Source organism: Streptomyces sp. NPDC058401 (genome assembly GCF_042722885.1).
GTDB lineage: Bacteria > Actinomycetota > Actinomycetes > Streptomycetales > Streptomycetaceae > Streptomyces.
The window spans coordinates 38,314-64,340 of the sequence record NZ_JBHXKA010000020.1; the positions used below are offsets into that span (position 1 = coordinate 38,314).

Sequence of the window (26,027 nt, forward strand, 5' to 3'; positions counted from 1 at the left end):
TGCCGAACGGGTCGGAGCTGTCGGTCAGAGGGCTTCGATCACGTAGTCGACGCAGGCGGTGAGCGCCTGCACGTCCGCCGGGTCGATCGCCGGGAACATCGCGATGCGGAGCTGGTTGCGGCCGAGCTTGCGGTAGGGCTCGGTGTCCACGATGCCGTTGGCGCGCAGCACCTTGGCGACCGCGGCCGCGTCGATGTCGTCCGAGAAGTCGATCGTGCCGATGACGGCCGAGCGCTTCGCGGCGTCCGCGACGAACGGGCTGGCGTACTTCGACGCCTCGGCCCAGCCGTACAGGTGGGCCGCGCTGGCCGACGTACGGCCGGTCGTGAACTCCAGACCGCCCTGGCTGTTCATCCACTCCAGCTGCTGGTCCAGCAGGAAGAGGGTGGAGAGCGCCGGGGTGTTGTACGTCTGGTTCTTCAGCGAGTTGTCGATCGCCGTCGGCAGCGAGAAGAACTCCGGGATGTGCCGGCCGGAGGCGTGCACGCGGGCCGCGCGCTCCAGGGCCGCCGGGGAGAACGCCGCCAGCCACAGACCACCGTCGGAGGCGAAGGACTTCTGCGGGGCGAAGTAGTAGACGTCGGTCTCGGTGATGTCCACCGGCAGACCGCCGGCACCCGAGGTCGCGTCCACCAGGACGAGGGAGCCCTCGTCGGCGCCCGCGACGCGCTTGATCGGCGCCGCGACACCCGTCGAGGTCTCGTTGTGGGTGTACGCGTACACGTCCACGCCCGCCTCGGCCACCGGGTCCGGGTGGGTGCCCGGGTCGGAGGAGATCACCGAGGGCGCGTCCAGCCACGGAGCGGACTTCGCGGCGCTGGCGAACTTGGAGGAGAACTCACCGAAGGTGAGGTGCTGCGACTTCCGCTCGATGAGACCGGCGGTCGCGATGTCCCAGAAGGCGGTGGAGCCGCCGTTGCCCAGGATCACCTCGTAGCCCTCGGGCAGGGAGAAGAGGTCCCGGAGGCCCTGGCGCACCGATCCGACCAGGTTCTTGACCGGGGCCTGACGGTGGGAGGTTCCGAGCAGGGAGGTACCGGTGGCGGCGAGGGCGTCCAGCGCCTCGGTCCGCACCTTGGAGGGGCCCGCGCCGAAGCGTCCGTCGGCGGGCTTGATGTCAGCGGGAATCTGGATCTCGGCCACAAGCGGAGCGTATCCGGTCCGGGTCCACCCCTTGGAGCCGCGTCCACCCGATGAGATGACGCGGGGGGATGCGGGTGGACGCGGACCGGTGGGAGCCGGTCGGAGTCGGTGCGAGTCGGTGGGGGACGGTGGGGGACGGGCGGGAGTCGATGCGAGCCGGTGCGAGCCGGTGGGGGACGGGCGGGAGCCGGTGGGAGGCTGTCCGGCGTGACGTCACCCGGTGAACTCGAACGTGCCCTGCGGAAGAACCTGCGCGGAGAGGTCGACTTCGGCGCCGCCGCGCGGGCCCTGACCACGATGGACGCCTCGAACTACCGCCGCGTCCCCGTCGGCGTGGTCGCCCCGCGCGACGCCGAGGACGTGGCCGCCGCGCTCGCGGTGTGCGCCGCGGCCGGGGTCCCGGTCGTCCCGCGCGGCGGCGGCACCTCCATCGCGGGCCAGGCGACGGGCGTCGGGGTCGTCCTGGACCTCACCCGCCACATGAACGCCCTCGTCTCCCTGGATCCGGCCGCCCGCACCGCCGTCGTCCAGCCCGGCCTGGTCCTCGACCGGCTGCGGGACGCGGCCCGCCCGCACGGGCTGACCTTCGGCCCGGACCCCTCCACGCACTCCCGCTGCACCCTCGGCGGCATGATCGGCAACAACGCCTGCGGGGCCCACTCCGTGGCCTGGGGCACCACCGCCGACAACGTCGCCGAACTCGCGGTGACGGCGTACGGCGGCTCCGCGCACCGGCTCGCCACCGGCTGGCAGGGCGCGCCCGCCGGGCTGCGGGAGCTGGTCTCGGCGAACCTGGCCGTCCTGCGCACCGGCATGGCGGGCGGCCCGGCCGACGGCTTCTCGCGGCGGATCTCCGGCTACGGAGGTCTGGACGCGCTGCTCCCCGAGCGCGGTACGGAGCTGGCCCGGGCGTTCTGCGGCAGCGAGGGCACGCTCGGCGTGGTCACCGAGGCGGTCGTACGGCTCGTGCAGCTGCCCGCCGCCCCGGCGCTGGCCGTCCTCGGGTACGCCGACGAGAGCGCGGCCGCGCAGGCCGCGGCGGGGCTGCTGCCCTACGGCCCGCTGACCGTGGAGGGGATGGCCGCCGACCTGGTCGGCGCCGCGGCCGGCCGGCTTCCGCGGGGCGGGGCCTGGCTGTTCGTGGAGATGCGCGACGAGGGCGCCGCCCGGGCCCTGCTCCGGGCCGCCGACGCGGTGGACGGGCTGCTCCTCACCGACCCGGCGGCGCAGCGGGCCCTGTGGCGGATCCGCGAGGACGCTGCGGGCACCGCGACCCGGATGCCCGACGGCACCATGGCCTGGCCGGGCTGGGAGGACTGCGCGGTACCGCCCGCCCGGCTCGGCGCCTACCTGCGGGAATTCCGCGCCCTGCTGGCGGAGCACGGGCTGCGCGGATCCCCGTACGGCCACTTCGGCGAGGGCTGCGTACACGTACGGATCGACTTCGACCTGGTGACGGCGCCGGGCGTGGCCCGCTTCCGCGCCTTCTCCTCCGACCTCGCCGACCTGGTGGTCGCCCACGGCGGCTCCCTGTCCGGGGAACACGGAGACGGGCAGGCGCGGGCCGAGCTGCTGCCGCGGATGTACGGGCCCGCGGTGATCGGGCTCTTCGAGTCCTACAAGCGGGTCTGGGACCCGGCGGGCGGCATGAACCCCGGGATCCTCGTCCGCCCGGCCCGCCTCGACGAGAACCTCCGCTTCGCGGTACTGCCTTCTTCCGTGTTCGCGGGGGAGGTCGCCCGCTGCGTCGGCGTCGCGAAATGCCGCTCGACGGAGGTCGGGGGGCCGGGGGTGATGTGCCCCTCGTACCGGGCCACGGGCGAGGAACGCCACTCCACGCGGGGGCGGGCCCGGCTCCTCCACGAGATGCTCGCCGGGGAGATCGTCACCGATGGCTGGCGCTCGGCGGAGGTCGCCGAGGCGCTCGATCTGTGCCTCGGCTGCAAGGGCTGTCGCAGCGACTGCCCGGTGGGGGTCGACATGGCCGCCTACAAGGCGGAGTTCCTCCACCGCCACTGGGCGGGCCGCCTGCGCCCCCTCTCCCACTACGCCCTGGGCGGCCTCCCCGCCTGGCTCCGCCTGATCGCGACCCTCCGCCTGGCCGCCCCCCTCAACCTGCTCTCCCGCTTCCTGCGCCTCCCCGGCCTGGAGCGGGCCCGCCCCCTGCCCCGACTGGCCCGCACCCCCTTCACCCGCGGCCGACGCGCCACGATCCGCTCCGCGGGGAGAGCTCCCCTACCCACCCTTCGCCCGTTCCCCTGGGGCTCCGCCCCAGACCCCGCTCCTCAAACGCCGGAGGGGCTGGATATGGCTGACGCCGGCGAAAATCCAGCGCTGCCGGGCAATCCGGCGCTGCCGCGAAACCCAGCCCCTCCGGCGTTTGAGGAGCGGGGGCCCGGGGGCTGGCCCCCGGCAACCGCGCCGCACGGGACCGGAGTCCTCAGGGCCCTCAGGGCCGCCGGTAAAGGGAGTCGATCTCCCGCGCAAATTCCCGCGCGACCACACCCCTCTTCAGCTTCAGCGAAGGCGTCAAGTGCCCCCGCTCCTCCGTGAAGTCCCCCTCCAGCACAACGAACCGCCGGATCGACTCCGCCCTGGACACCAGCCGGTTCGCCTCGTCGACCGCCCGCTGGAGGTCCGCCCGTAGTTCCTCGTCGGCCACCAGCTCCCGGACCGGCACACCCACCTTCTTCCGCATCTGCCGCCAGTGCTGGAGCCCCTCCGGTTCCAGGGTGATCAGTGCGGTGACGTAGGGCCGGTTGTCGCCGACGACCATGCACTGGCCCACCAGTGGGTGGGCCCGTAGCCAGTCCTCCAGGGGTGCGGGGGCCACGTTCTTGCCGCCGGAGGTGATGATCAGGTCCTTCTTCCGGCCGGTGATCGTCAGGTACCCGTCCGCGTCGAGCTCCCCGATGTCCCCGGTGGACAGCCACTGTTCGCCGCCGACCGCCACGCCGCTGTTCCAGTACCCCGCGAACACGTGCGGCCCCCGCAACAGCACTTCCCCGTCGTCGGCGATCCGTACCGCCGTCCCGGGCAGCGGCCACCCGACCGTGCCCAGCCGGGGCCGCAGCGGCGGGGTGACGGTCGCGGCCGCGGTCGTCTCGGTGAGCCCGTAGCCCTCAAAGACCTCGATGCCCGCGCCCGTGTAGAACGCGGCGAGGCGCCGGCCGAGCGGGGAGCCGCCGCTCAGGATGTACCGCACGCGCCCGCCCAGCGCCGCCCGGATCCGCCGGTACACGAGCGGTTCGTACAGGGCCCGGGCCATCCGCAGGCCCAGCCCGGGCCGCTTGCCCTCGGCCAGCTCCCCGAAGGTGCGCGCGATGCGCGCCGCCCGGTCGAAGGAGGAGGCCCGGCCCATCGTCTCGGCGGTCGCCCGCGCGGTGTTGTAGACCTTCTCCAGGACGTACGGGATCGCCAGCAGGAACGTCGGCCGGAAGGCGGCCAGGTCGGCGAGGAGGTCCTCGCCGCGGATGCTCGGCGCGTGCCCGAGCTTCACCCGCGCCCGCATGCAGCCGACGGCCACCATCCGGCCGAAGACGTGCGACAGCGGCAGGAAGAGCAGGGTCGAGGCCGGGTCCTTGCTGACCGACTTGAAGACGGGGTGCAGCAGCTCCACCGAATTGTCCACCTCGGCGAAGAAGTTGGCGTGCGTCAGCACGCACCCCTTGGGCTGGCCCGTGGTCCCGGAGGTGTAGATCAGCGTCGCGACGGACTCCGGCGCGCACCCGGCCCGCCGGGCCGCCACGACCTCGTCGGGCACGTGCTCCCCGGCCTTGACCAGCCGGGCCACGGCCCCGGTGTCGAACTCCCAGAGGTGGCGCAGCCAGGGCAGGTTGGCCCGCTCCGAGCTGATGATCCGTGCCTGTGCGGTGTCCTCCACGGCGCAGGCGACGGCGCCCGAGTCCTGGATGATCCAGCGCGCCTGGATCGCGGAGGAGGTCGGGTACACCGGTACGGTGATCAGCCCGGCCGCCCAGCCCGCGAAGTCCAGCAGGGTCCACTCGTAGGTGGTCCGCGCCATGATGGCGAGCCGGTCGCCCGGCCGCATCCCCTCGGCGATCAGCCCCTTGGCGACGGCGAGCACCTCGTCGGCGAACTCGGCGGCCGTGACGTCCCGCCAGGTCCCGTCCTGCTGCTTGCGGGCGAGTACGGGTTCCTGCGGCGCCTCCCGGGCGTTGTCGAAGGGGATGTCCCCGAGGGACCCGCTGACCGGTACCGGTGCGAGCGGAGGCACCCACACCTGGCGGACCCGCCCCTCGATCACCGTCTTGACGGGCTCGACGGGTTTGACGGGCTCGGGGGAACTGACGACCCTCACCAGGCTCGATTCGGCGGTCACGGCGTGCCTCCCTGGCCGGACGGAGTGTTACCGCCGGTAATTTACTCAGCGGTAACCATCCCTGAACACCCCTGTGCCCGGCTTTTCACCGTTGCTCCACGCCACGCGGCCCACACCCGCACGCCATGCGCACGAGCGCCCCTCCCGCACGGGTGCCACGTAAAACCGATGCCGGAAGATCACCCGCCGGGAAGACTGCCCCCATGACCTCCACCGACCCGACCCCGACCCCGACCCCGAATCCGAACCCGAACCCGGACGCGAACCCGAACCCGAATCCGAACCCGGACCCCAAGGCCGACCTCCGCTTCTACCTCCAGTCGGCCCGCGAGGCGCTCCTCTGGAAGCTGGACGGCCTCTCGGAGTACGACGCCCGCCGCCCCCTCACCCCCACCGGCACCAACCTCCTGGGCCTGGTGAAGCACGCGGCCACCACGGAACTGGGCTACCTCGGCGACACCTTCGACCGCCCCTCCGGCGAACCCCTCCCCTGGGTCGCGGAGGGCGCCGAACCCAACGCGGACATGTGGGCCACCTCCGACCAGTCACGCGCGGACATCGTCGGTCTCTACCACCGCGCGTGGGCCCACGCGGACGTCACGCTCGACGCCCTCCCCCTGGCCACCATCGGCACGGTCCCGTGGTGGCCGAGCCACGACGACAAGGTCTCCCTGCACCACGCCGTGGTCCGCGTCATCGCCGACACCCACCGGCACGCCGGCCACGCCGACATCCTCCGCGAACTCCTCGACGGCACGACGGGCATGCAGCCGGCCAACGTCGGCCTCCCCGAAGCCGACCCGTCCTGGTGGGAGGACTACCGCAACCGCCTGGAGCGGACGGCCCGCGAGGCCTAGGAGTTCGGAGAGTTCACGGGCTCCCATCGCAGCCGTCGGGTCGGCCAGGGTGCCGGCTCGGCCTGGCCGAACCAGACCCGGACGTCTTCCCCGGTCCGGACGGGCAAGCGGGGGAAGTCGTTCTCGGCGTGCTCGGTACGGTGCAGCGCGTGGCCCGGGCCCAGGTGCCGGGCGGCGTACGCGTCGAAATCGGCCGCGTCGGTGGGGTGGCAGACGGTCGCGAACACCTCGCTCGTGCCCGTCTCCGGCGTGAAGCCCGGGCCGCGCAGCAGTAGTACGTCGTCGCTGCCACTGTCGATCATGGTGGCGTTGGCGGTGTCGCGGTGCTCCCGCCAGACCGGGCCGGTGTAGAACGCCTCCAGCGCGCGCCGGCGGTGCGCCATGTCGGGGAACGCGCGCAGCCAGACGAAGCGGTCCGGGTCGTCCAGGTCGCGGAACCGGCCGCCGACGGTGATGCCGACCGCCTGCTGACCGGTCACGAACTCGCGCTCGAACAGCTCGATCAGCGTCTCCCGGGCGCCGGGACGCAGGGTGTACTGCCGGAGTTCGACGATGCTCATGCGGTGGCCCGTCCGGTGCGTATGAGGTCCATGGTCCAGTTGTCGTCCATGCGCCGCAGGTTAGAGCCGGTCCACTGACACCTGCTGTCAGTGGATACCGAGCGACATGCGTGCGAGCCGGATGACGGCCGGTAGCGGTGATCACACGTCGGACGGCCATGCTCGTGGAAGCGTGCGGCCAGGGCATGCCGTCAGCCGGCGTCCCAGACGGTCACCACGACTTCGAACTCGGCGGGTCCGGGCACATCGGTGACGGTGAAGTAGCCGAGGCGGCCCTCCCACGTCCTCAGGCAGGCCATGTCTCCCACCTGGACCGCGAGCACGCGCCGTACCAGCCGACCCTTCGCTGCGGAGCAGTCCCCGTAGCCAGGCGGCTTCGCGCCGTCCCACGCCGCGAACGCTTGGCCCTCGACCTCACCGGGGTGGCAGTCGCACGACAGGCCGAGATCGCCGATCACCGCGCCGGAGGGCGGTACGTGGTCCAGCCACCAGCCCACCGGTTCCCCGTTGCTGTAGAGCAGCAGGGTTCCCTGCCAGCGCACCTTCGGGGTCGGGGCCGGCTTCGGCTTCTTCGGCGGCACGGAGGAGCTCGACGGGGCGGACGGGGCCGACGGGACGGAGGGCGCGGGCGCCGAAGTCGAAGCCGAAGGCGGAGGCGATGACTGCGCCGGCGTCGAAGGGGTGGGCGGGGGCGCGGCACCGTCACTGCCGGTGGGCTTGCCCTGATCTGCCCCGTTGACGTCGTGACCGGCGCAGTCGGCTCCGCTGCTGCAGTTGTTCTGCGTGCCGATCTCCGTCCCGCCGCACGACGACAGAGCCAGGGCCAGAACCGTGCTCGCCACCAGCACGGCACCTCTGAGGGCCCCCGGTCTCCGTGCCCTCGTCATCCCTTCTCGTTGATGTCGTGGCCCGCGCACTGGGACGAGTTGCTGCAGTCGTTCCTGACGTCACCCTTGTCGGAGTTCGTCAGGAACATCGCCATCGCGGTGATCAGCGCGGCGACGACCGTGCCCACCACAGACGCCACAGCGATCCACTGATTCCTGGTCAAACCGGCCACTATTCATCCTCCCCCTCAGCGACTCCCCACGAGAAGAGCACTGTTCGAAACGCCTCCGACGCACGGATGGTTCCGCAAATCCCTTACGTACAGGGCCAGTTCGAGGATGAGCCGTACCGGAGCGGAGGCGCCTGCCCTCAGGCGGCCGCCGGCGCCTCGGCGGGCGGGCAGGTGCGGCAGCGGCCGGGCTCCGGGGCCCTGAAGCCCCGGTCGCAGCCGTCGCAGTTCTGGAGCGGATCCGGCCACCGCATGTCAGCCGTCACCCCCGCCGCCGGCCGTACCGGAGGCAGCGGCGGCGGGAGCAGGGCCCGGAGCCGGTACTCCAGCACGGAGGCCGCGTTGCGCAGCGGCTCGGGGAGCCCGGCGGACAGCGCCCGCTCGATTCCGCCGGGCTCCACCCCCCGCTCCAGCCAGGCCGATACGGCGGGAGCCAGCCGCGCGATGTCGCGCTCGGAGAGCAGCAGCCGGGGATCACGCCGCCGCAGCCCGGCGAGCACGGCAACCGCCTCGGGGTCGAGCTCCGACTCCGGTACGGGTGCGGGCTCCGGCTCCGGCTCCGGCTCCACAGCTGGTACGGGTACGGGTACGGGTACGGGTACGGGTACGGGCTCTTGCTTCGGCTCAGGCTTCGGCTCAGGCTCCGCAGCGGGTACGGGCGCGGGCTCGACGGCCGGCTCCGACATCGACTCCGGCTCCACCATCGGCTCCGGCCCCGACTCCCGCTCGTCGACGGGCTCCGCCACCGGCTCCCCGTCCGGCGGCGGAGGCGACGGCGTTGGGGGCGGGGGGCCGCCGGAAGGGGCGCCGGGCCTGTTGTACGAGTAGGTCCGCGTCACGACGCGCCCGTCCTCCAGCCGTTCGCGGCGCCGCGCCAGATAGCCGTGCCGCTCCAGCTCCCGCAGGGCGGCACCGAGCCGGATCTCCCCCTCCGGGAACCGCTCGGCGAGCGCCTTGATGCCGACGGGCGCACCGTCGGGCAGCGACTGGATGTACGCCGCGACCCCGATCGCCGTCGCCGACAGCGCGCGGTGCTGGAGGAGGTGGTTGCCGATCACGGTGTAGTGATCGGCGTGCCACGTGTTGACGTGGATGACACCGGATCGGGGGGTCCCGGACCGAACTCGGGCCGATGCGCGCGAGGGCGCGCTAGGGTGCTCAAGAGCCATAGGGAAGGTCTAGCTTCCTGCTTGGTCAGGCCCTCGACCGGGATTGCAGTCCCGCCGAGGGCCGTCTCATGTCTGGTGTTGTTGTCGGGGCGAGCATATGCCCGGCAACCGGTCCGGAATCCAGCCCAGTTGACACATTTCACCCGACCGAGCGACGGGGCCCGCGAGCGGGCCGGACGCGGACCGGTTGGGTTGGTTGGTTGGTTTTTTCCACCGGTTCTTTGGTCTTTATGCGTCGTGCGTCGCCGGACCGCGGAGCCCCGCGACCCGGGTGTCGCCGCGAACCTCCACCCACACCCCTCCCTGAGCGGAACAGACCGTCCCCACACCCCCGACGGTCCGCGAGCGCCTCGACCACCACGAGCCCGAGCCCCGCGTCGCGGATCTCCGGGATCCGGTCGCTCCGCGCGTCCGCCACCTCGATGAGCAGCCGGCCGGGGGTGACGGTGAGCGCCAGCCGGAAGTCCCGCCCCACGCCCACCCGTGGATCACGGCATTCTTCGCGAACCAGCCCAGCGACTGACCGCCCGCATCAGGCGAGTTCGATGCTGAGCTGAGCGCCCAGTTCCTCGAAGCCCAACGCGGCAGCGACCCGCCGGGAGGCGGGCGGGCGTGCGCGCCACTGCGGCAGCAGCCCGGCGCCGAGGGCATGGGCGACCGCGGCCGAGCCCGTCACCCGGGCCAGTCCACGCCCCCGCGCCTCCGGCGCCGTCAGCACGCCGACGTGCGCCGCCCGTCCCGGCCAGGCCTCGTACCCGGCAGCGGCGATCACCCGACCGCGCCCGTCGCGTACGGCGAACACGGGTGAGGTCATCTCGTCGAGGGCGGCTTCGCCCGCGTCCTCGGGGCCGGCCGCCCGCTCCAGGCCCCGTACGTCCGGATGGGCGGCCGACAGCCGTTCCACCCCCAACGCACCGGCCGCCTCAACCGGCCGGAACCCGGACCGGGACACGTACGCCAGCGCGGCCGGCCCGAGGACCTGAGCCACCGGAAGCACCTCCCGTACGGACACACCGTCCACGACGGCCTCCACCGGCAGTGCACCCAGCGCGGCCCGCACGACCAGCGCGGCGGCCTCGCTCGGTGCGGTCACGACCGCCGAGCCGCCCAGGGCCACCACCCCGACCCACCCGACCGGGCACAGCCCGGACCGCGGGGAAACCACCACGGTCACACCGCCCGGCGGCGCGAACGACACCGGCACCCGAGCCAGCTCCACCCAGACCGCACAGGCCCGCACCACCAACGGATTCACCAACGGATTCACCGGCATGCCCCCGATCCCGACCCGGTCCTGAGCGGGTCCTGACCCGGCCCTGACCCGGTCCTGACCCGATCCTGCCCGCGAGGGGAGTGACCCGCCGGGAATTCGCTTGGCCCGGCCGCCACGACCCGCGCATGATCTCCGCATGGACGACACCCCGCACCAACTCCCCTCCACCCTCCTCGCGTTGCGCGCCAAGGCCGCCGAAGCCGGCTTCACGCTGTCCTGCGAGGACCGCACGGGCAGCCTCCTCGCGGCGCTCGCCGCCACGCGGCCCGGGGGCCGGATCCTGGAGCTCGGTACCGGGGCGGGCGAGGGCGCCGCCTGGCTGCTCAGCGGGATGGACCCGGCCTCCCGCCTCACCACCGTCGAGCTCGACGACGGCCTCCAGGCCATCGCCCGGGAAGAGCTGGGCGCCGACCCCCGGGTGACCTTCGTGGCCGGGGACGGCGGTGCGTGGCTGGAGGAGTTCGACGGGGCTCCCTTCGACCTCGTCTTCGCGGACACCTGGCCGGGGAAGTTCACCCACCTCGACCGGGCCCTGGAACTCGTGGCTCCCGGCGGCACGTACCTCATCGACGACCTCCTCCCCCAGCCCGGCTGGCCGCAGGACCACGCGACCTCCGTCGCACGCCTCCTCACCGACCTGGACGCACGCAAGGACTTCCGCTGCACCCGCCTGTCCTGGTCAAGCGGCCTCCTACTGGCGGTCCGCACGGCGGCCTGACGGGGCGGGACCGGCCCGGCGGGCCCTACCCGGCGGACTCCTCGCTCACCTCGCCCGTCACGTACACGGCGTCCCTCAGGAGTTCCTCGGTCACCCGGACCCCCGTGAGCCGCTCGGCGAGCGCGAACACCGCCGCCTTCTCGTCGACTCCGGGGTACGGGTCGCCCGTCGGGTTCAGGCCGAGCTCGGTCAGTACGCCGATCAGCTCGTCGGGGGTGCTGCCGGTGCGGGCCGCCGGGGACTCGAAGTCCGTCCTCAGCTCGCCCGCCTCGTACCAGTGGAAGAAGTCGATGGGCTTCCCGCCGTTGCTCGTGTGCGAGACGGCCCGCGATCCGGCGGACAGCGCCTCCATGAAGCGCGGCCGCGTGCCCACGTCCCCGCCGAACTCCATCACGAGGGTCCAGTCGCCTCCCTCGCCCTGCACGGTGAAGGCTCCCGCGAGGAAGACGTCGGGCGAGTACCCGTACACGTCGAGGATCTCCGTGTGCGCGAGGACCAGGTCGTCGAAGCCCTCGCAGACGCCTGCCGGTTCGGCCCCCACCACTTCCAGCACCCGCGCCGGCGAGAGGCCCCGTACCAGCGTCAGGGTGTACCCGCCCTCCAGCGCGTACGCGAACAGCGAGGGCGAGGTCCGTATCCAGCTGTAGTCGGCTGCGGTGGCCGGGGATCGGGAACCGGCTGGGGCGTGCGAAGCGGCTGCGCTCATGCGGCACATTCTCCCCGCGCCCCCCGACACGCACCGCAGCCCCCGCCCGGACGGGGGCGGGGGCTGCGGTGGGTGTGCGGGTGGGGGGAGGTCAGGCGTTGGTGAGGACCTTCGCCTGGTCGGTGTCCGTGGAGGCGGGCTGGGCCGGGACCTCGGCGGTGGCCGGCTCGTCCAGGAGGGAGGAGGAGGCGGTGGCGTAGGCGACCTTGTCCAGGATGCCCTCGCGGGCCGCGACGATGACCGGGACCAGTGCCTGGCCGGCCACGTTGGTGGCGGTGCGCATCATGTCGAGGATCGGGTCGATCGCCATCAGCAGGCCCACGCCCTCCAGCGGGAGGCCCAGCGTGGAGAGGGTCAGGGTCAGCATGACCGTGGCGCCCGTCAGGCCGGCCGTGGCGGCGGAGCCGACGACCGAGACGAAGGCGATCAGCAGGTAGTCGGTGATGCCGAGCTGCACGTCGAAGATCTGCGCGATGAAGATCGCGGCGAGCGCCGGGTAGATCGCGGCGCAGCCGTCCATCTTGGTGGTCGCGCCGAACGGGACGGCGAAGGAGGCGTACTCCTTCGGGACGCCGAGGCGCTCGGTGACCTTCTGGGTGACCGGCATGGTGCCGACCGAGGAGCGGGAGACGAAGGCCAGCTGGATGGCCGGCCAGGCGCCCTTGAAGAACTGGAGCGGGTTGACCTTGGCGACGCTCCACAGGAGCAGCGGGTACACGCCGAACATCACGAGCGCGGAGCCGACGTACACGTCCACCGTGAAGGTGGCGTACTTGCCGAGCAGGTCCCAGCCGTAGGTGGCGATCGCGGTGCCGATGAGGCCGACGGTGCCGATCGGGGCGAGGCGGATGACCCACCACAGCGCCTTCTGGAGCAGCTCCAGCACGGACTCGGCGAGGTTCAGCACCGGCTGGGCCTTGCTGCCGAGCTGGAGGGCGGCGATGCCGGCGACGGCGGCGAGGAAGACGATCTGCAGGACGTTCAGTTCGGTGAACGGCGTGATGATGTCGGTCGGCACGATGCCGGTCAGGAAGTCCAGCCAGGACCCGTGGCGCTTCGGCAGCTTGCCGTCCTGCGGGGTGAGGCCGGTGCCGGAGCCCGGGTTGGTGAGCAGGCCGATGGCGAGGCCGATGGCCACCGCGATCAGCGAGGTGATCATGAACCAGAGCAGCGTGCGCGAGGCGAGCCGCGCGGCGTTGTTCACCTTCCGGAGGTTCGTGATCGACACCAGGATGGCGAAGAAGACGAGCGGGGCGACGGCCAGCTTCAGGAGCTGGACGAAGATGTCGCCTATCTGCTCCAGGGTCGTACCGAGCCAGCTGATCTCCTGGCTGCGGGAGACCCAGCCGAGCAGAACGCCGAGCACGAGGCCGGTGACGATCTGGGCCCAGAAGGGGAACTTGAACGACGAGGCCTTCGAGGAGTTCGAGGACTTCTTCGCCGGGGCGGGGGTCCCTACGGGGGCCTCGGCGGCAGGGGTCTGCGGTGACGCGGACACGGACACTCTCCGGGTGGATCTGCGGATTCTGCGGTGGGGTGGTGGTGCGGTGCGGCAGCACCCGGAAAAGCGAAGAGCCGGGCGGGCGGGACCGCTGCTGTGCCAGGGCTGGTCGCGGGACTCAGCGACAACAGCAACAGGCCGCGGACGCGCGGCGGCAGAGGTCGACGTGCAGGCGCGCCACGAGCGGAACGCTCGGGGTCATCTGGGGCGCGGCTGTCGTCAACATGTTGAACACGCTAACACTTCACCTTTGGGAATCTCAAAGCCTCCCTTTGGGTCGACGGCGTCGACTGGGGCAACTCGGGCCGACGCACGGGTCACGAACCCCGGCGAACTCCCCGTAAAACGCCGAAAGCCCCGGCGTCACGGGCGGTGAGCCCGGTGCCGAGGCACTTCGGTGTGTGATGAAGCTAACTGCTCCGCAGGGAGCGGGACCAGCCGTACTAGCGGGCGCGCGCGGCCTCGTCGACCGCGTCGTCCTCCTGGCTGCGGTTCGCGGCGAGCTTGTCCTTCGCGCCCGCGACGCGTCCGGCGATGGTCGCGGACATCTCGTCGCGCTGCTTGCGCAGCAGTACGAAGGAGAGCGGCGCGGAGAGCACCAGGGCGAGCAGCACGACCCAGGCGGGGTTGGCGTCCCCGAGACCGGAGGGCACCCAGCCCAGCCGGACCAGACCGGCGACGAGGACGAGGCACCCGACGAAGATCCCCAGGCGCATCGCGGTGTAACGGATCGTCGCGCTCGGCTTGAGGGACACGGTGACCCCTGCTCTCTGTGTCGTCTAGGTGTCGCCTAGGTCGGTTTCGTGCCCGTCCAGTGAAGCACGTCGGGCCTACGCGCACGGGCGCCGGGGGTCATTGACGGGCACCGGTCGCAGCGCCGGACCCGGGGCGACCGCACCGTCACCCCAGCGGCAGCAGCATCGTGATGTCGTCGCGGTCGTCCCCCGGGCCCACCCGGATCGCGCCGGGGACGCGGCCGACCTCCTTGTAGCCGCAGGCTGCGTAGAAGTGCTCCAGGCCCAGCCCGCCGCGGCAGCCGAGGCGGATCGCCTCGATGCCCTCCATCGTGCGGGCGGCGTCCGCGACGGCCTCCATCAGTGCGCGGCCGGCGCCGCGGCCCTGGAGGGCGGGGTCGACCATGACGGTGTAGGCCCAGACCCAGTGCTTCTGCAGCCGGTGCTGGTTGGGGGCGAGGACGGCGGTGGCCCGCACCCGGCCGGCGGCGTCGCGCCCGACGAGCAGGCGGCTGCGGCCCTCGGCGACCGCGGCGAGGTGCTTGGCGACCTCGGCCCGCACGTCCTCGATGGCGACGGGCGGTACGAAGCCCACCGCGCCGCCGGCGTTGGAGACGTCGGCCCAGAGCACGGCGAAGTCTTCGGCCAGGGCGGGGGCGAGGACGGGGTCGATGACGGGGTCGATGACCGGATCGAAGGTGAAGGTAAGAGTAAGGGTCATTGAGCTAGGTTAGCTATTACCTCACCGGCCGCGCAAAGGGCCCCGGCCCCCCACACGAGGGGGACCGGGGCCCGGAGCATCAGACCATCGACGGGCAGGCCGTCAGACCCGCATCGCCTGCGGGGTCTCGCGGAGCTCCGTGTCCGGGCCGGGGTACTCGCGGATGATCTCGTAGCGCGTGTTGCGCTCGACCGGGCGGAAGCCCGCCTCGCGGATCAGTTCCAGCAGGTCTTCGCGGCCCAGCTTGTTCGGGGTGCCGTAGTTGTCGGCGTCGTGCGTGATCTTGTACTCGACGACCGAGCCGTCCATGTCGTCCGCACCGTGCTGGAGGGCGAGCTGCGCCGTCTGCACGCCGTGCATCACCCAGAACACCTTCACGTGCGGGACGTTGTCGAAGAGCAGGCGGGAGACCGCGAAGGTCTTCAGCGCCTCGGCGCCCGTCGCCATCGTCGTGCGCGCCTGGAGCTTGTTGCGGACCTTGCCGTCCTTCATGTCCACGAAGTCGTGCTGGTAGCGCAGCGGGATGAAGACCTGGAACCCGCCGGTCTCGTCCTGCAGTTCGCGCAGCCGCAGTACGTGGTCCACGCGGTGGCGCGGCTCCTCGATGTGCCCGTAGAGCATCGTCGCCGGGGTCTTGAGGCCCTTGGAGTGCGCGAGGCGGTGGATGCGCGACCAGTCTTCCCAGTGGGTGTTGTGGTCGACGATGTGCTGGCGGACCTCCCAGTCGAAGATCTCCGCGCCGCCGCCGGTGAGGGACTCCAGGCCGGCCTCGATCAGCTCGTCCAGGATGTCGGAGGCCGACAGCCCGGAGATCGTCTCGAAGTGGTGGATCTCGGTGGCCGTGAACGCCTTCAGCGAGACGTTCGGCAGCGCCTCCTTCAGCGCGGAGAGCGAGCGCGGGTAGTACCGCCACGGCAGGCTGGGGTGCAGGCCGTTGACGATGTGCAGCTCGGTGAGGTTCTCGCCCTCCATGGTCTTGGCCAGGCGGACGGCTTCCTCGATGCGCATCGTGTACGCGTCCTTCTCGCCCGGCTTGCGCTGGAACGAGCAGTACGCGCACGAGGCCGTGCACACGTTCGTCATGTTGAGGTGACGGTTGACGTTGAAGTGGACGACGTCGCCGTTCTTGCGCATGCGCACCTCGTGGGCGAGGCCGCCGAGCCAGGCCAGGTCGTCCGACTCGTAGAGGGCGATGCCGTCCTCACGGGTCAGCCGCTCGCCGGAGCGAACCTTGTCCTCCAGCTCACGCTTGAGCCCAGCGTCCATGCCGGTCCTCTCCTCTGTCCTCTGTCCCCGATGCCCGCCCTGCGCGGTCCGCGGCGCGGTACGTGTGCCGTACGTGCACCCCACAACCGCGCCCCAACCGTACTCTCAGCGCCCTCAGGCTTCTTCCGGCAGGCCCCCGACCCGGTTCTCCCACTTGGTGGAGAGCACGATCGTCGTACGGGTGCGCGAGACGCCCTTGGTGCCGGAGAGCTTGCGGATGATCCGCTCCAGCCCGTCCACGTCCCCGGCCCGGACCTTGAGCATGTACGAGTCGTCGCCGGCGATGAACCAGCAGTCCTCGATCTCCGAGAGGTCACGCAGCCGGCGGGCCACGTCCTCGTGGTCCGCGGCGTCGGAGAGCGAGATCCCGATCAGTGCCGTGACGCCGAGGCCGAGCGAGGCCGCGTCCACGGTCGCGCGGTAGCCGGTGATGACTCCGGCCGTCTCCAGCCGGTTGATCCGGTCGGTGACGCTGGGGCCGGAGAGGCCCACGAGCCGGCCCAGCTCGGCGTACGAGGCGCGTCCGTTCTCACGAAGTGCCTGGATGAGCTGCTTGTCCACCGCGTCCATGTACCTGGAACCTTCCATTATTCGGCATTCCCTCAAGTTTACGTATAGAATCAAAGGCACACAGGGTCGACACCCTGTGAATCTTTCAACAGATCAACGACGATCTGACAATTTTCAGGAGTGGTTCACCGTGTACACGATCGAGATGGCCTACGCGCACATGCGACAGCTCCAGGAGCTGGCCAACCGATCCCGCACCGACCAGCCCGTCGCCGCGCAGCGCCGTCATGTAGCTGACAAGATGCGCAAGCCGGGGCGCGCCAAGAAGCGCTAAGCGCCACCGCCCGACCCACGGGACCGGGAGCCTCCGAGCTCCCCTTCCCACCGGCGGTACAGCCCGTGCGGCACCCCTGCCGCGTCGAGCACCCGCCCCGCGACGAAGTCCACCAGATCCTGGATGTGCGTCGCACCCGCGTAGAACGCCGGAGAGGCGGGCAGCACCACTGCGCCCGCCTCGTCCAGGCTCACCAGATGCTTCAGCGTCTGCCCGCTCAGCGGGGTCTCCCGCACCGTCACCACCAGCCGGCGCCGCTCCTTGAGCGTCACGCTCGCGACCCGCTGGAGCAGGTCCTTCGACAGCCCGAGCGCCACCCCGGCCACGCACGCCGTGGACGCGGGCACGATCAGCATCCCCTTGGCGGGGTACGAGCCGCTGCTCGGTCCGGCCGCCAGGTCCCCGGCCGCCCAGTGGCGCACGCCGTCCAGATCCGGGCGCGCGAAGGTTCCGGGCTTGCCGTCGGCTCCCCGTTCCAGCCACTCCCCCAGGTCTTCCCGCCAGTGCGCGTCGCGGAAGGCGATCCCGGTCTCGTCCAGCAGGGTCAGCCTGGACGCCCGGCTCACCACCAGGTCCACGCTCTCGCCCGCCGCCAGCAGCCCGCGGATCACCGCGGCCGCGTACGGCGTCCCGGACGCCCCCGAAACCCCGACCACCCACGGGGTGCGCTTGCCCTCAGTCATACCTCCGAGACTATCCGGCCACCGCCGACGGGCACTGGCTAAGGTGTCCGCACGTTCAAGGGGTGGACACGGCGGAGGGGTCGGCATGAGCGGAAGCGGCACACACCCGGGCGGTACGGGGCGTACGGGCCGTACAGGTCGTACGGGTTCCTTCGCCTGGAGCCGCACCGGCCGGGCCGTGGCCGCCGCGAAGCTGATGCTGGGCTGGGTGGCACTGCTGTGGCTGATCGAGGCCGTCGACTACGCCACCGGCCACGCGCTCGACTCCTACGGGATCACCGCGCGGGAGGCCGACGGCCTCAGCGGGATCCCCCTGGCGCCCTTCCTGCACTTCGGCTTCGACCACGTGGCCTCCAACAGCATCCCGCTGCTGGTCCTCGGCTTCGTCACCGCACTGAGCGGCATCGGCCGCTTCCTGGCCGTCTGCGCGGCCATCGTCCTGGCCGACGGCTTCGCCGTCTGGCTGATCTCCCCGCCCCACACCATCACGGCGGGCGCCTCGGGCCTGATCTTCGGCCTCTTCGGCTACCTGCTGGTCCGCGGCTTCGTGGAACGCAGCCCCCTCGGCGTGGCGGTCGCCGTAGTCATCGCCGCCGTCTGGGGCACGACCTTCCTGGCCGGCGCCCTCCCCACGGACTCGGTGGTCAGCTGGCAGGCCCACCTCTTCGGCCTCCTGGCCGGCGCAGCGGTCGCCGCGGCGGCCAGGCCCCGGCCGGAGGTGGCGGTCTAGGCGCGCGCCCCGGGGTCCACGGGCAGTCCGGCCGTGTCCACGCAGACCCTCCCGATCCGGGTCTCCACCACGACCGTCACCCCGTACGGGAACACGTCGCGCCCCCGGTAGCCGTCGAAGGGGACGGCCACGTCGCTGAGGAAGCCCCAATGGTCCGTCAGCTGCGTTGCCAGTGCGTTCCACAGGGCGTAGACCGTGGCGCCGTCCGTCGGCCTCAGCGGCGTCAGCACGACGGCCCCTCGACGATCTCCGTCCGGTGGCCGGGAAACATGCCCTCGAACCGGCTGAGCCGCGAGGGCGGGTGGTCGTTCTCCGGCCTGGTCATGGCCGGAGGCTAGCGCCCCCTGCGGCTGTCGATCCGCCGGATCGGGCGTACGGCCACCCGTCCGGGTTACAGCGACAGCCCCCGCGCCACCAGGTCCGCCAGCGCGCACACGAACAGGGCCATCCCGATGAAGCCGTTCACCGTGAAGAAGGCGCGGTTCAGGCGGGACAGGTCGTGGGGCGTGACGATGGTGTGCTCGTAGACGAAGGCGGCCACGACGATCAGCAGGCCGAGCCAGAACGGCCAGCCCGCGTCCGTCGCCACCGCGTACCAGGCCAGCAGGCCCGTGGTCACGACGTGTGCGCCGCGCGCGCCCCACAGGGCGGCCGGGATGCCGAAGCGGGCCGGGACGGACTTGACGCCCTCCGCGCGGTCCGCGGCCACGTCCTGGCAGGCGAAGATCAGGTCGAAGCCGCCGATCCACACGCCCACCGCGAGGCCCAGGATCACCGCGTCCCAGGACCATTCGCCGGTGATGGCGATCCAGGCCCCGACCGGGCCCATCGCCTGGGCGATGCCGAGGATGGCGTGCGGGAAGTTCGTGAACCGCTTCCCGTACGGGTACACCACCATCGGCACCACGGCGATCGGCGCCAGCATCAGGCAGAGCGGGTTCAGCAGCGCCGCCGAGCCGAGGAACACGGCCAGCGCGATCCCGGCGCCGGTCCACGCGGAGCGGACCGAGACGGCGCCCGTCACCAGCTCGCGCCCGGCGGTCCGCGGGTTCCGCGCGTCGATCTCCCGGTCGATGATCCGGTTGGCGGCCATCGCGAAGGTCCGCAGCCCCACCATGCAGACGGTGACGAGCAGCAGCTTCGTCCAGTGCATCCGCTCGTCGAGCGTGAACATGGCGGTGAGCGCGGCGATGTAGGCGAAGGGCAGCGCGAAGACCGAGTGCTCGATCATCACGAGCCGCAGGAAGGCCTTCACCTTGCCGACCGGCTGCGGCGCCGGGCCGGACGAGCCGAGCAGTTCGTCGGCGGTCGTCATCATGCGAGGGATCTCCGGAAGTCTTCGAGGTCGGCCAGCAGGTCCGCCGTGGGGAGGGTGCCGAGCTCCAGGGTCCACGGGCCCGTGTCGTGGCCCTCGGGCGGGGTGACGTGGGCCGTCACCTGCCAGGTGGTGGGGGACGGGGTCGCCTCCAGGCGCAGGAAGTTCCCGGCCTCGGCGGTGAACGGCTCGCCGGCGACCATGGCCCGCTGGAGCTGCTCCGCGAACTCGTCGGCCTCGATGTCCCGCGCGCCGGGCAGCTCGAAGCCGTCGCCCTCGCCGTCCTCGTCGAGCATCAGCGCCCAGACGTTGCCGGGTCCCGCGAACTCCTCGGGCGTCACGCCCGCCTGTTCTGCGGCCTCGCGGACGCCCGGGTCCGACGGGTCGAGTTCCGGGCGGACCAGGGCCACGTAGACCGTGTCCGTGCCGATGAAGAGGGCGGGGCCACCCGTCTCGATGTCGCTCACAGTCCGTACTCCTTCCAGCGGCTGTCCACCAGTGCGGCGGTCGCCGGGTCGGACTCGACCATGTCAGGCCAGCCGCCGTCCCGGGTGTAACCCTCCGTCGGGAGCTTCTTCGTGGCGTCGATGCCCGCCTTGCCGCCCCAGAACTGCTGGTAGGAGGCGTGGTCCAGGTGGTCCACCGGGCCCTCCACGACGGTGAGGTCGCGGGAGTAGTCCGTATTGCCGAGCGCCCGCCAGGAGACCTCGTGGAGGTCGTGGACGTCGCAGTCCTTGTCCACCACGATGATCAGCTTGGTCAGCGACATCATGTGCGCGCCCCAGATGGCGTGCATGACCTTCTGCGCGTGCTTCGGGTACTTCTTGTCGATCGAGACGATCGCGCAGTTGTGGAAGCCGCCCGACTCGGGGAGGTGGTAGTCCACGATGTCCGGCACGATGATCTTGAGGAGCGGCAGGAAGAAGCGTTCCGTCGCGCGGCCCAGCGGCCCGTCCTCCGTCGGCGGCCGGCCGACGACGATCGACTGGATCAGCGGACGCTTGCGCATCGTCACGCAGTCGATCGTCAGCGCGGGGAACGGTTCCTGCGGGGTGTAGAAGCCGGTGTGGTCGCCGAAGGGACCTTCCGGCAGCGTCTCCCCGGGCTCCAGCCAGCCCTCGATGACCACCTCGGCGTGGGCCGGGACCTGGAGCGGGACCGTCTTGCAGTCCACCATCTCGATCCGCTTGCCCGCCACGAACCCGGCGAAGAGGTACTCGTCGATGTCGCCCGGCAGCGGCGCGGTCGACGCGTACGTCACGGCCGGCGGGCAGCCGAAGGCGATCGCGACGGGCAGCCGCTCACCGCGGGCCGCGGCCACCGCGTAGTGGTTGCGGCTGTCCTTGTGGATCTGCCAGTGCATGCCGATGGTGCGCTTGTCGTGGCGCTGGAGGCGGTACAGGCCGAGGTTGCGCACGCCCGTCTCCGGGTGCTTGGTGTGCGTCAGGCCGAGGTTGAAGAAGGACCCGCCGTCCTTGGGCCAGGTGAAGAGGGCCGGCAGCTGGTCCAGGTCCACGTCGTCCCCGGTGAGGACGACCTCCTGGACGGGCGCGGACTCGCCCTTCACCTTCTTCGGCGGCACGTGCACCATCGAGCCGAGCTTCCCGAAGGCCTCGCGGACACCGATGAAGCCCTGGGGCAGCTCCGGCTTGAGCAGCCCGCCGATCTTCTCGCTGATCTCGGCGTAGGACTTCAGCCCCAGCGCCTTCAGCAGCCGCCGGTCGGTCCCGAAGACGTTCATGGCCAGCGGCATCGCCGAGCCCTTGACGTTCTCGAAGAGCAGCGCGGGTCCGCCCGCCTTGTTCACTCTGTCGACGATCTCCCCGACCTCTAGGTACGGGTCCACTTCGGCCTTGATGCGCTTGAGGTCGCCCTCCCGCTCCAGAGCCCGGAGCAGCGAGCGGAGATCGTCGTAAGCCATAGCCGCAATTGTGGCATCCCCGCTCAGAGCCCGGAGCGCGGCGGGGCCTCTACCCTGGAGGAGTCCACTGCGGACCTGTCCGGTCCGCGCCGTTCTTCTGGGGGTCGGTCCCACACCGTGCTGCGCTATCTGCCGTTCCTGCTGATCATCGCGCTGACCATCTACACCTTCATCGACTGCCTGAACACGCCCGAGGAAGAGGTCAAGCACCTTCCGAAGGTCGTCTGGGTCCTGATCATCCTGCTCTTCTCGATCGTGGGTCCGGTGGTGTGGCTGTTCGCGGGCAAGAAGCGGGTGCCCGGCGGCGCCGGCCGGACCCGGCAGGGCCGCCGCACCTGGGTGGCCCCCGACGACAACCCGGAGTTCCTGAAGTCCCTGCGCGAGGAGCGGGACGAGAAGGAGAACGGGAAGGACAAGGAGTAGCGACGAGGGGGGGCGGCCCTACGGGGTCAGTGCGCCGACCAGCCACGGCATGTGGCGCCGCTCGACGGCGATGAGCACTTCCTCGTCGCCGTCGCGGCACTGGGCGACGTAGTAGATCTCGTACTTCGATCCCCGGACCTCGCGCCCGGGGTCCGTGGCGTACTGGTGGCGGACCCGCTCCAGCACCAGGCCCGGCGGCAGCGGCGTGCCGCGCAGCCTGCCGCTGGGGTCGGTGGTGAACTCCAGGACCCCCGGCCCCGCCACGATGTGGGTGTGGCGGCGGGTGCCTGCCGGCCCGGCGGTGTCGCCGAGCAGGTGGCCCGGGAAGATCCGCACCTTCTCGTCCGCACACGGCACCACGTCGATCGTGTCGGAGCCGCGCCGGGCCTCGCGCAGACAGCAGACGGCCGTGATCGCCGTCACGACGGCGGTCACGATGCCCGCCCAGCGCAGCGGCTCCCGGACGCCGTCGAAGATCAGGGCGCAGGGTGCCGTGAAGGCCGCGAGGGCCAGCAGACCGCTGAGGGGCATCCACAGCTGCCAGGGGCTGCGGCGGCGGGAGTACGAGGACACCCAGGCGTACCAGATCCCGCCCCACACCAGGGCGGCGCCGACGGGGACCAGACCCAGGGCCCAGGCGAGCGGGGTCTGGTGGGCGGTGTGCGGATCGTGGTCGGTGAGCAGGGACGAGGGCCGGGGCCCCTCGCCGGTGGGCGGCGCGGCGGCGGGCGACCCCGCGGCACCTGATCCTGCGGCACCTGATCCCGCGGCGCCCGACCCGGCGGCGCGGTGGTCGTAGTCGACGTACCGGATCTGACCGCGCCAGCCGACCAGCAGCAGTGCGGTGCCGGGCCGCGTGTGCCGGGCACCGCTGCTGCCTGCCAGCCGGACGTCCTCCCGGGATCCGTCCGCCCGCGCGACCACCAGGTAGGTGGCCGGGTTTCGGTTGCCCTCCTCGCGGATGCGCTCCAGCACCGCCGGGACCGCGCTCAGGCAGTCGCCCGCCCGCTCCCGCGCGGTGCCGGGCACGCACGTGGTCGCCGCGTCGTACGCGCGGGCCGCGGCGCGGTCCTCGCGCACCGGTACGAGGACCAGCCAGATCCCGGTCAGGACCGTGGCCGCTCCCGTCCCCATCGCCAGGAGGGAACACAGCAGCCTTCGCGGGCGGGGAACGGGCCGTGCGGGCGGTATGGGGGCATTCGCGGTGATCACGTAGCCCAAGGATGCCTCAGGCGGGCATCTCGTGGCGGGCCGTCGCCGTGCGCTGTGCCGCCTGCGCGAAGGCGCGTACGGCGCCGGTGTCCTCGCCCGCGCGCCAGACCAGGCCGTAGCCGACCGGTTCGGCGTCGGCGACGGGCACGTGGGTGACGCCCGGGCGGGCGTGGTAGGCCGCGGCGTGGGCCGAGGTCAGCAGGGCGCCCCGGCCCGCCGCGACCATCATCAGCGCCTCCTGCAGGTTCGTGACCTCGGGGCCGCGCCGGATCGGCCGACCGCCCGGGGTGCGTGCGGGGGCCTGGTGTTCGCGCAGGTGGGCGGGCAGGTCCCCGGCCACGGACAGCAGCGCGACCCCCGCCAGTTCCTCCAGCGTCACGGAGTCCCGCGCGGCCAGCGGATGCCCGTCGGCCACGGCCAGCGCCCGGGCCTCGGTGAACAGGGTCGGCCCCTCACCCAGATCGGGTTCGCGGACCGGGAACTCGGCGAAGGCCACGTCGAAGGCCCCGCCGCGCAGTTGCCCGTACGGGTCGGAGAGCGGCACCTCGCACACCTCGACGCTGATGCCGGGGTGCGTGGTGCGCAGGGCCTGCGCGGTGCGCAGGACGAGCTCGCCGGCGGGCGGGGTGGTGAAGCCGACGTGCAGCACCCCGTCGGCGGTACGGGCCGTGGCCGCGGCCCGGTCCAGGGCGGCGGCGATGCCGCGGTGGTGGGGTTCGAGGTCGGCGCGGAGCTGGGCGCCGAGCGAGGTGAGGGCGACGCTGCGGCTCGTGCGCAGGAAGAGCCGGGCGCCGACGCGGCGTTCGAGCCGCTGCACGAGCTGGCTGACGCGGGCCCGGGAGAGCAGCATGCGCTCGGCGGTGCGGCCGAAGTGCAGTTCTTCGGCCAGGATCAGGAAGCAGTCCAGCTCATCGCGATCGGTAAGCATGGCTGAACGAACGTTGAGATCTTCGCCGTTGTTCCCGTGCGGGTGGCGGGCGAGGGTGGTTGAGCCGGCAACTTTCCGCTCCTCCCTCCCTCTTCCCTCCCTCCTTCCCTCCGTCCTGCGAGGTCTGTTCATGGAAACCACGGAAACCATCCGCGGGCGCCGGCTCGGCGTCCTGCTCGTCCTGTGCGGCGCCATCTTCCTCGAAGGCATCGACGTCGCGATGCTGAACGTGGCCCTGCCCTCCATCCGCGCCGACCTCGGCCTCGAAACCGGCACGCTCCAGTGGGTGATGAGCGCCTACGTGCTCGGCTACGGCGGCTTCATGCTGCTCGGCGGCCGCGCGGCCGACCTCTTCGGACGCCGCCGGATGTTCATCGGCTGGCTGACGGTGTTCCTGCTCTTCTCCGGGCTCGGCGGGCTCGCCACCGAGGGCTGGCAGCTGATCGCCGCCCGCTTCGTGACCGGGGTCGCCGCCGCCTTCATGACCCCGGCGGGCCTGTCCATCATCACCACCGGCTTCGACGAGGGGCCGCAGCGCGAGAAGGCGCTGCTGGTGTACTCGGGCACGGCCGCCGCCGGGTTCTCCGTCGGGCTGGTCGCGGGCGGGCTGCTCGCCGCGGTGGGCTGGCGCTGGGTGTTCTTCGCTCCCGTGGCGCTGGCCGCGCTGATCCTGGCGGGCGCCCTGGCCTTCGTACCGAAGGAGGCGCCGGCCGCACTGCGCGAGCGGGGCCGGATCGACGTGTGGGGCGGGCTGCTCGTGACCGCGGGCGTCGTGCTGCTGGTCCTCGGTGTGGAGGAGCTCGCGGCGCTGCCGGCGGTGGCGGGGCTGGCGCTGCTCGGGGCCTTCGTCCTGGTCGAGCGGCGCACGGCCGAGCCCCTGGTGCGGCTCGGCATCCTGCGCTCGCCCGGGCTGCTGCGGGCCAACGCGGCGGCGCTGCTGTTCTCGGCGGCGTTCTTCGGCTTCCAGTTCCTGGTGGTGCTCTACCTCCAGGAGCTGCGCGGCTGGTCCACCCTCCAGACGAGCCTGGCGATGCTGGTGATCGGGATCGACGCGGTCCTCTCGCCGACCGTCGTGCCCAGGCTGGTGGCGCGGTACGGGAACGGCCGGCTGATCTTCGCCGGGCTGCTGCTGGCGGCGCTGGCGTACGGGCTGTTCCTGCCGCTGGGCGCCGACTGGTCCTACCTGCTCATGCTGCCGAGCCTGATCGTGCTCGGGCTGGCCTTCGCCCTGGTCTACGGGCCGCTGACCATCGTCGCCACCGAGGGAGTCGCGGAGGAGGAGCAGGGCCTGGCGGGCGGGCTCCTCTACACGGCGTTCCAGTTCGGCGCGGCGCTCGGGCTGGCCGGGGTGACGGGGGTGGCGGCCGGCGCCGCCGAGCCCCTGGACGGGTACCGGGCGGCGCTGCTCGTGCCGTTCGCGGCGGTACTGGTGGCCGCGGCCGTCAGCCTGCCGGGGGCCCGCCGGGGCTCACACCGCCCAGGGCAGGGGCCGGGCGCCCTCGGTGCCGGGGACGGAGACGAGCCCGTCGCAGCGCATGGCGACGTACACCTCGGTGTCCGCCAGGGCGTGGACGTGGCGCAGGACGTCCGGGGGTAGCACCACGGCTTCACCTGCGGCGACCTTCTCGGTGCGGCCGCCGCAGGTGACGTCCAGGGCTCCGGCGGTGACCGTCCAGACCTGCTCGCGGCTGACGGAGTGCTCGGGGCCGGTGACCCCGGCGGGGATGGCGGCGTGCCAGGTGCTCAGCTCGGCGCTGCCCCGGCCGGGGGAGGCGAAGCCGGTCATGGTCGCGTTGGGGGTGGTGATGACGTGGTCGGGGGACGGGGTGATGACGCGCACGGCGGGTCCTTCGCTTTCTCCGGGAAGGTGAGTCAAGCTGGTTTACAGACACGAGGAAAGCAGCTTGACTCACCTGTGTCACCA

The 26,027-nt window shown here is 72.0% G+C and carries 28 protein-coding genes and 1 pseudogene; 7 read left to right on the top strand and 22 right to left on the bottom strand.

Annotated features, from left to right (window positions below; all coding sequences use genetic code 11):
* Positions 1-24: 24 nt before the first annotated feature.
* The gene (serC, locus tag ACFWNV_RS10360; RefSeq protein ID WP_383943503.1) at positions 25-1,143 is read right to left on the bottom strand and encodes a phosphoserine transaminase; all 1,119 of its coding nucleotides are present in this window, start codon (positions 1,141-1,143) and stop codon (positions 25-27) included.
* A 207-nt stretch (positions 1,144-1,350) separates the two neighbouring features.
* Between serC and ACFWNV_RS10365 the strand changes: the two genes are divergently transcribed.
* Complete coding sequence (locus ACFWNV_RS10365; protein ID WP_383943506.1) at positions 1,351-3,696, top strand: FAD-linked oxidase C-terminal domain-containing protein; 2,346 nt, start codon at positions 1,351-1,353, stop codon at positions 3,694-3,696.
* Here ACFWNV_RS10365 and ACFWNV_RS10370 read toward each other — a convergent pair.
* The gene (locus ACFWNV_RS10370; RefSeq protein WP_383943509.1) at positions 3,593-5,485 is read right to left on the bottom strand and encodes an AMP-dependent synthetase/ligase; all 1,893 of its coding nucleotides are present in this window, start codon (positions 5,483-5,485) and stop codon (positions 3,593-3,595) included. The genes ACFWNV_RS10365 and ACFWNV_RS10370 overlap by 104 nt on opposite strands.
* A 203-nt stretch (positions 5,486-5,688) precedes the next feature.
* On the opposite strand from ACFWNV_RS10370, the gene ACFWNV_RS10375 reads away from it, so the two are divergent.
* Entirely contained in the window at positions 5,689-6,342 is a 654-nt protein-coding gene (locus tag ACFWNV_RS10375; RefSeq protein WP_383943512.1) for a DinB family protein, read from the top strand.
* On the opposite strand, the gene ACFWNV_RS10380 is transcribed toward ACFWNV_RS10375, so the two are convergent.
* The 5 genes from ACFWNV_RS10380 to ACFWNV_RS10400 form a co-directional block, all read right to left on the bottom strand.
* A complete protein-coding gene (locus ACFWNV_RS10380; protein ID WP_383943514.1) occupies positions 6,339-6,902 on the bottom strand; it encodes an NIPSNAP family protein in 564 nt (187 codons plus the stop codon). The genes ACFWNV_RS10375 and ACFWNV_RS10380 overlap by 4 nt on opposite strands.
* Positions 6,903-7,093: 191 nt before the next feature.
* The gene (locus ACFWNV_RS10385; RefSeq protein ID WP_383943518.1) at positions 7,094-7,744 is read right to left on the bottom strand and encodes a hypothetical protein; all 651 of its coding nucleotides are present in this window, start codon (positions 7,742-7,744) and stop codon (positions 7,094-7,096) included.
* 41 nt (positions 7,745-7,785) lie between these two features.
* Positions 7,786-7,929: a hypothetical protein gene (locus ACFWNV_RS10390; RefSeq protein ID WP_383943521.1), complete on the bottom strand. Its 144-nt coding sequence runs from the start codon at positions 7,927-7,929 to the stop codon at positions 7,786-7,788.
* A 170-nt stretch (positions 7,930-8,099) separates the two neighbouring features.
* The gene (locus ACFWNV_RS10395) at positions 8,100-9,017 is read right to left on the bottom strand and encodes a helix-turn-helix domain-containing protein (RefSeq protein ID WP_383943524.1); all 918 of its coding nucleotides are present in this window, start codon (positions 9,015-9,017) and stop codon (positions 8,100-8,102) included.
* A gap of 643 nt (positions 9,018-9,660) precedes the next feature.
* The gene (locus ACFWNV_RS10400; RefSeq protein ID WP_383943527.1) at positions 9,661-10,401 is read right to left on the bottom strand and encodes a GNAT family N-acetyltransferase; all 741 of its coding nucleotides are present in this window, start codon (positions 10,399-10,401) and stop codon (positions 9,661-9,663) included.
* A gap of 136 nt (positions 10,402-10,537) precedes the next feature.
* Between ACFWNV_RS10400 and ACFWNV_RS10405 the strand changes: the two genes are divergently transcribed.
* A complete protein-coding gene (locus tag ACFWNV_RS10405; protein WP_383943530.1) occupies positions 10,538-11,119 on the top strand; it encodes an O-methyltransferase in 582 nt (193 codons plus the stop codon).
* A 25-nt stretch (positions 11,120-11,144) separates the two neighbouring features.
* Here ACFWNV_RS10405 and ACFWNV_RS10410 read toward each other — a convergent pair whose 3' ends face one another.
* The 7 genes from ACFWNV_RS10410 to ACFWNV_RS10440 all read right to left on the bottom strand — a co-directional run bounded on the left by ACFWNV_RS10410 (position 11,145) and on the right by ACFWNV_RS10440 (position 16,617).
* The gene (locus ACFWNV_RS10410) at positions 11,145-11,825 is read right to left on the bottom strand and encodes a DUF6461 domain-containing protein (RefSeq protein ID WP_383943533.1); all 681 of its coding nucleotides are present in this window, start codon (positions 11,823-11,825) and stop codon (positions 11,145-11,147) included.
* Positions 11,826-11,916: 91 nt separating this feature from the next.
* Entirely contained in the window at positions 11,917-13,329 is a 1,413-nt protein-coding gene (locus ACFWNV_RS10415) for a dicarboxylate/amino acid:cation symporter (protein WP_383943536.1), read from the bottom strand.
* A 115-nt stretch (positions 13,330-13,444) separates the two neighbouring features.
* Positions 13,445-13,552, bottom strand: a complete 108-nt coding sequence (locus tag ACFWNV_RS10420) for a putative leader peptide (RefSeq protein ID WP_383943539.1) — start codon at positions 13,550-13,552, stop codon at positions 13,445-13,447.
* Between the two features lie 217 nt (positions 13,553-13,769).
* Positions 13,770-14,042 carry a DUF4229 domain-containing protein gene (locus ACFWNV_RS10425; RefSeq protein WP_383943626.1) on the bottom strand — a complete coding sequence of 91 codons (273 nt, stop codon included), beginning with the start codon at positions 14,040-14,042 and terminating at the stop codon, positions 13,770-13,772.
* Between the two features lie 184 nt (positions 14,043-14,226).
* Entirely contained in the window at positions 14,227-14,781 is a 555-nt protein-coding gene (locus ACFWNV_RS10430) for a GNAT family N-acetyltransferase (RefSeq protein WP_383943542.1), read from the bottom strand.
* Between the two features lie 102 nt (positions 14,782-14,883).
* Complete coding sequence (mqnE, locus tag ACFWNV_RS10435) at positions 14,884-16,047, bottom strand: aminofutalosine synthase MqnE (RefSeq protein ID WP_383943545.1); 1,164 nt, start codon at positions 16,045-16,047, stop codon at positions 14,884-14,886.
* A gap of 114 nt (positions 16,048-16,161) precedes the next feature.
* Positions 16,162-16,617 (bottom strand): Lrp/AsnC family transcriptional regulator, encoded by a 456-nt coding sequence (locus ACFWNV_RS10440; RefSeq protein ID WP_383943629.1) that lies wholly within the window; start codon positions 16,615-16,617, stop codon positions 16,162-16,164.
* A 130-nt stretch (positions 16,618-16,747) separates the two neighbouring features.
* On the opposite strand from ACFWNV_RS10440, the gene ACFWNV_RS10445 reads away from it, so the two are divergent.
* Entirely contained in the window at positions 16,748-16,891 is a 144-nt protein-coding gene (locus tag ACFWNV_RS10445) for a hypothetical protein (RefSeq protein WP_383943548.1), read from the top strand.
* On the opposite strand, the gene ACFWNV_RS10450 is transcribed toward ACFWNV_RS10445, so the two are convergent.
* Positions 16,888-17,574: a UbiX family flavin prenyltransferase gene (locus ACFWNV_RS10450; protein WP_383943551.1), complete on the bottom strand. Its 687-nt coding sequence runs from the start codon at positions 17,572-17,574 to the stop codon at positions 16,888-16,890. The two genes, ACFWNV_RS10445 and ACFWNV_RS10450, sit on opposite strands and share 4 nt — an antisense overlap.
* Before the next feature lie 85 nt (positions 17,575-17,659).
* Here ACFWNV_RS10450 and ACFWNV_RS10455 point away from each other — a divergent pair, with 85 nt between their 5' ends.
* The gene (locus ACFWNV_RS10455; RefSeq protein ID WP_383943554.1) at positions 17,660-18,304 is read left to right on the top strand and encodes a rhomboid family intramembrane serine protease; all 645 of its coding nucleotides are present in this window, start codon (positions 17,660-17,662) and stop codon (positions 18,302-18,304) included.
* Here the strand turns inward: ACFWNV_RS10455 and ACFWNV_RS10460 are convergent.
* The 4 genes from ACFWNV_RS10460 to ACFWNV_RS10475 all read right to left on the bottom strand — a co-directional run bounded on the left by ACFWNV_RS10460 (position 18,301) and on the right by ACFWNV_RS10475 (position 21,540).
* The gene (locus ACFWNV_RS10460; RefSeq protein WP_383943557.1) at positions 18,301-18,534 is read right to left on the bottom strand and encodes a hypothetical protein; all 234 of its coding nucleotides are present in this window, start codon (positions 18,532-18,534) and stop codon (positions 18,301-18,303) included. The genes ACFWNV_RS10455 and ACFWNV_RS10460 overlap by 4 nt on opposite strands.
* Positions 18,535-18,695: 161 nt before the next feature.
* Entirely contained in the window at positions 18,696-19,622 is a 927-nt protein-coding gene (mqnP, locus tag ACFWNV_RS10465; protein ID WP_383943560.1) for a menaquinone biosynthesis prenyltransferase MqnP, read from the bottom strand.
* The gene (locus ACFWNV_RS10470; RefSeq protein WP_383943563.1) at positions 19,619-20,086 is read right to left on the bottom strand and encodes a hypothetical protein; all 468 of its coding nucleotides are present in this window, start codon (positions 20,084-20,086) and stop codon (positions 19,619-19,621) included. Before ACFWNV_RS10470 ends, mqnP begins: the two co-directional genes overlap by 4 nt.
* On the bottom strand, positions 20,083-21,540 hold the full coding sequence (locus tag ACFWNV_RS10475) for a menaquinone biosynthesis decarboxylase (RefSeq protein ID WP_266880420.1): 1,458 nt from the start codon (positions 21,538-21,540) through the stop codon (positions 20,083-20,085). The genes ACFWNV_RS10470 and ACFWNV_RS10475 overlap by 4 nt, the downstream gene beginning before the upstream one ends.
* Before the next feature lie 117 nt (positions 21,541-21,657).
* On the opposite strand from ACFWNV_RS10475, the gene ACFWNV_RS10480 reads away from it, so the two are divergent.
* Positions 21,658-21,963 carry a PLD nuclease N-terminal domain-containing protein gene (locus tag ACFWNV_RS10480; RefSeq protein ID WP_383943567.1) on the top strand — a complete coding sequence of 102 codons (306 nt, stop codon included), beginning with the start codon at positions 21,658-21,660 and terminating at the stop codon, positions 21,961-21,963.
* 18 nt (positions 21,964-21,981) lie between these two features.
* On the opposite strand, the gene ACFWNV_RS10485 is transcribed toward ACFWNV_RS10480, so the two are convergent.
* Entirely contained in the window at positions 21,982-23,097 is a 1,116-nt protein-coding gene (locus ACFWNV_RS10485) for a hypothetical protein (RefSeq protein ID WP_383943570.1), read from the bottom strand.
* 94 nt (positions 23,098-23,191) lie between these two features.
* On the bottom strand, positions 23,192-24,103 hold the full coding sequence (locus tag ACFWNV_RS10490; protein WP_383943573.1) for a LysR family transcriptional regulator: 912 nt from the start codon (positions 24,101-24,103) through the stop codon (positions 23,192-23,194).
* A gap of 130 nt (positions 24,104-24,233) precedes the next feature.
* Between ACFWNV_RS10490 and ACFWNV_RS10495 the strand changes: the two genes are divergently transcribed.
* Positions 24,234-25,700 carry an MFS transporter gene (locus tag ACFWNV_RS10495; RefSeq protein ID WP_383943576.1) on the top strand — a complete coding sequence of 489 codons (1,467 nt, stop codon included), beginning with the start codon at positions 24,234-24,236 and terminating at the stop codon, positions 25,698-25,700.
* A gap of 9 nt (positions 25,701-25,709) precedes the next feature.
* Here ACFWNV_RS10495 and ACFWNV_RS10500 read toward each other — a convergent pair.
* Positions 25,710-25,889 (bottom strand): annotated as a pseudogene (locus ACFWNV_RS10500) (cupin); the annotation flags it as partial.
* Positions 25,890-26,027: the final 138 nt, after the last annotated feature.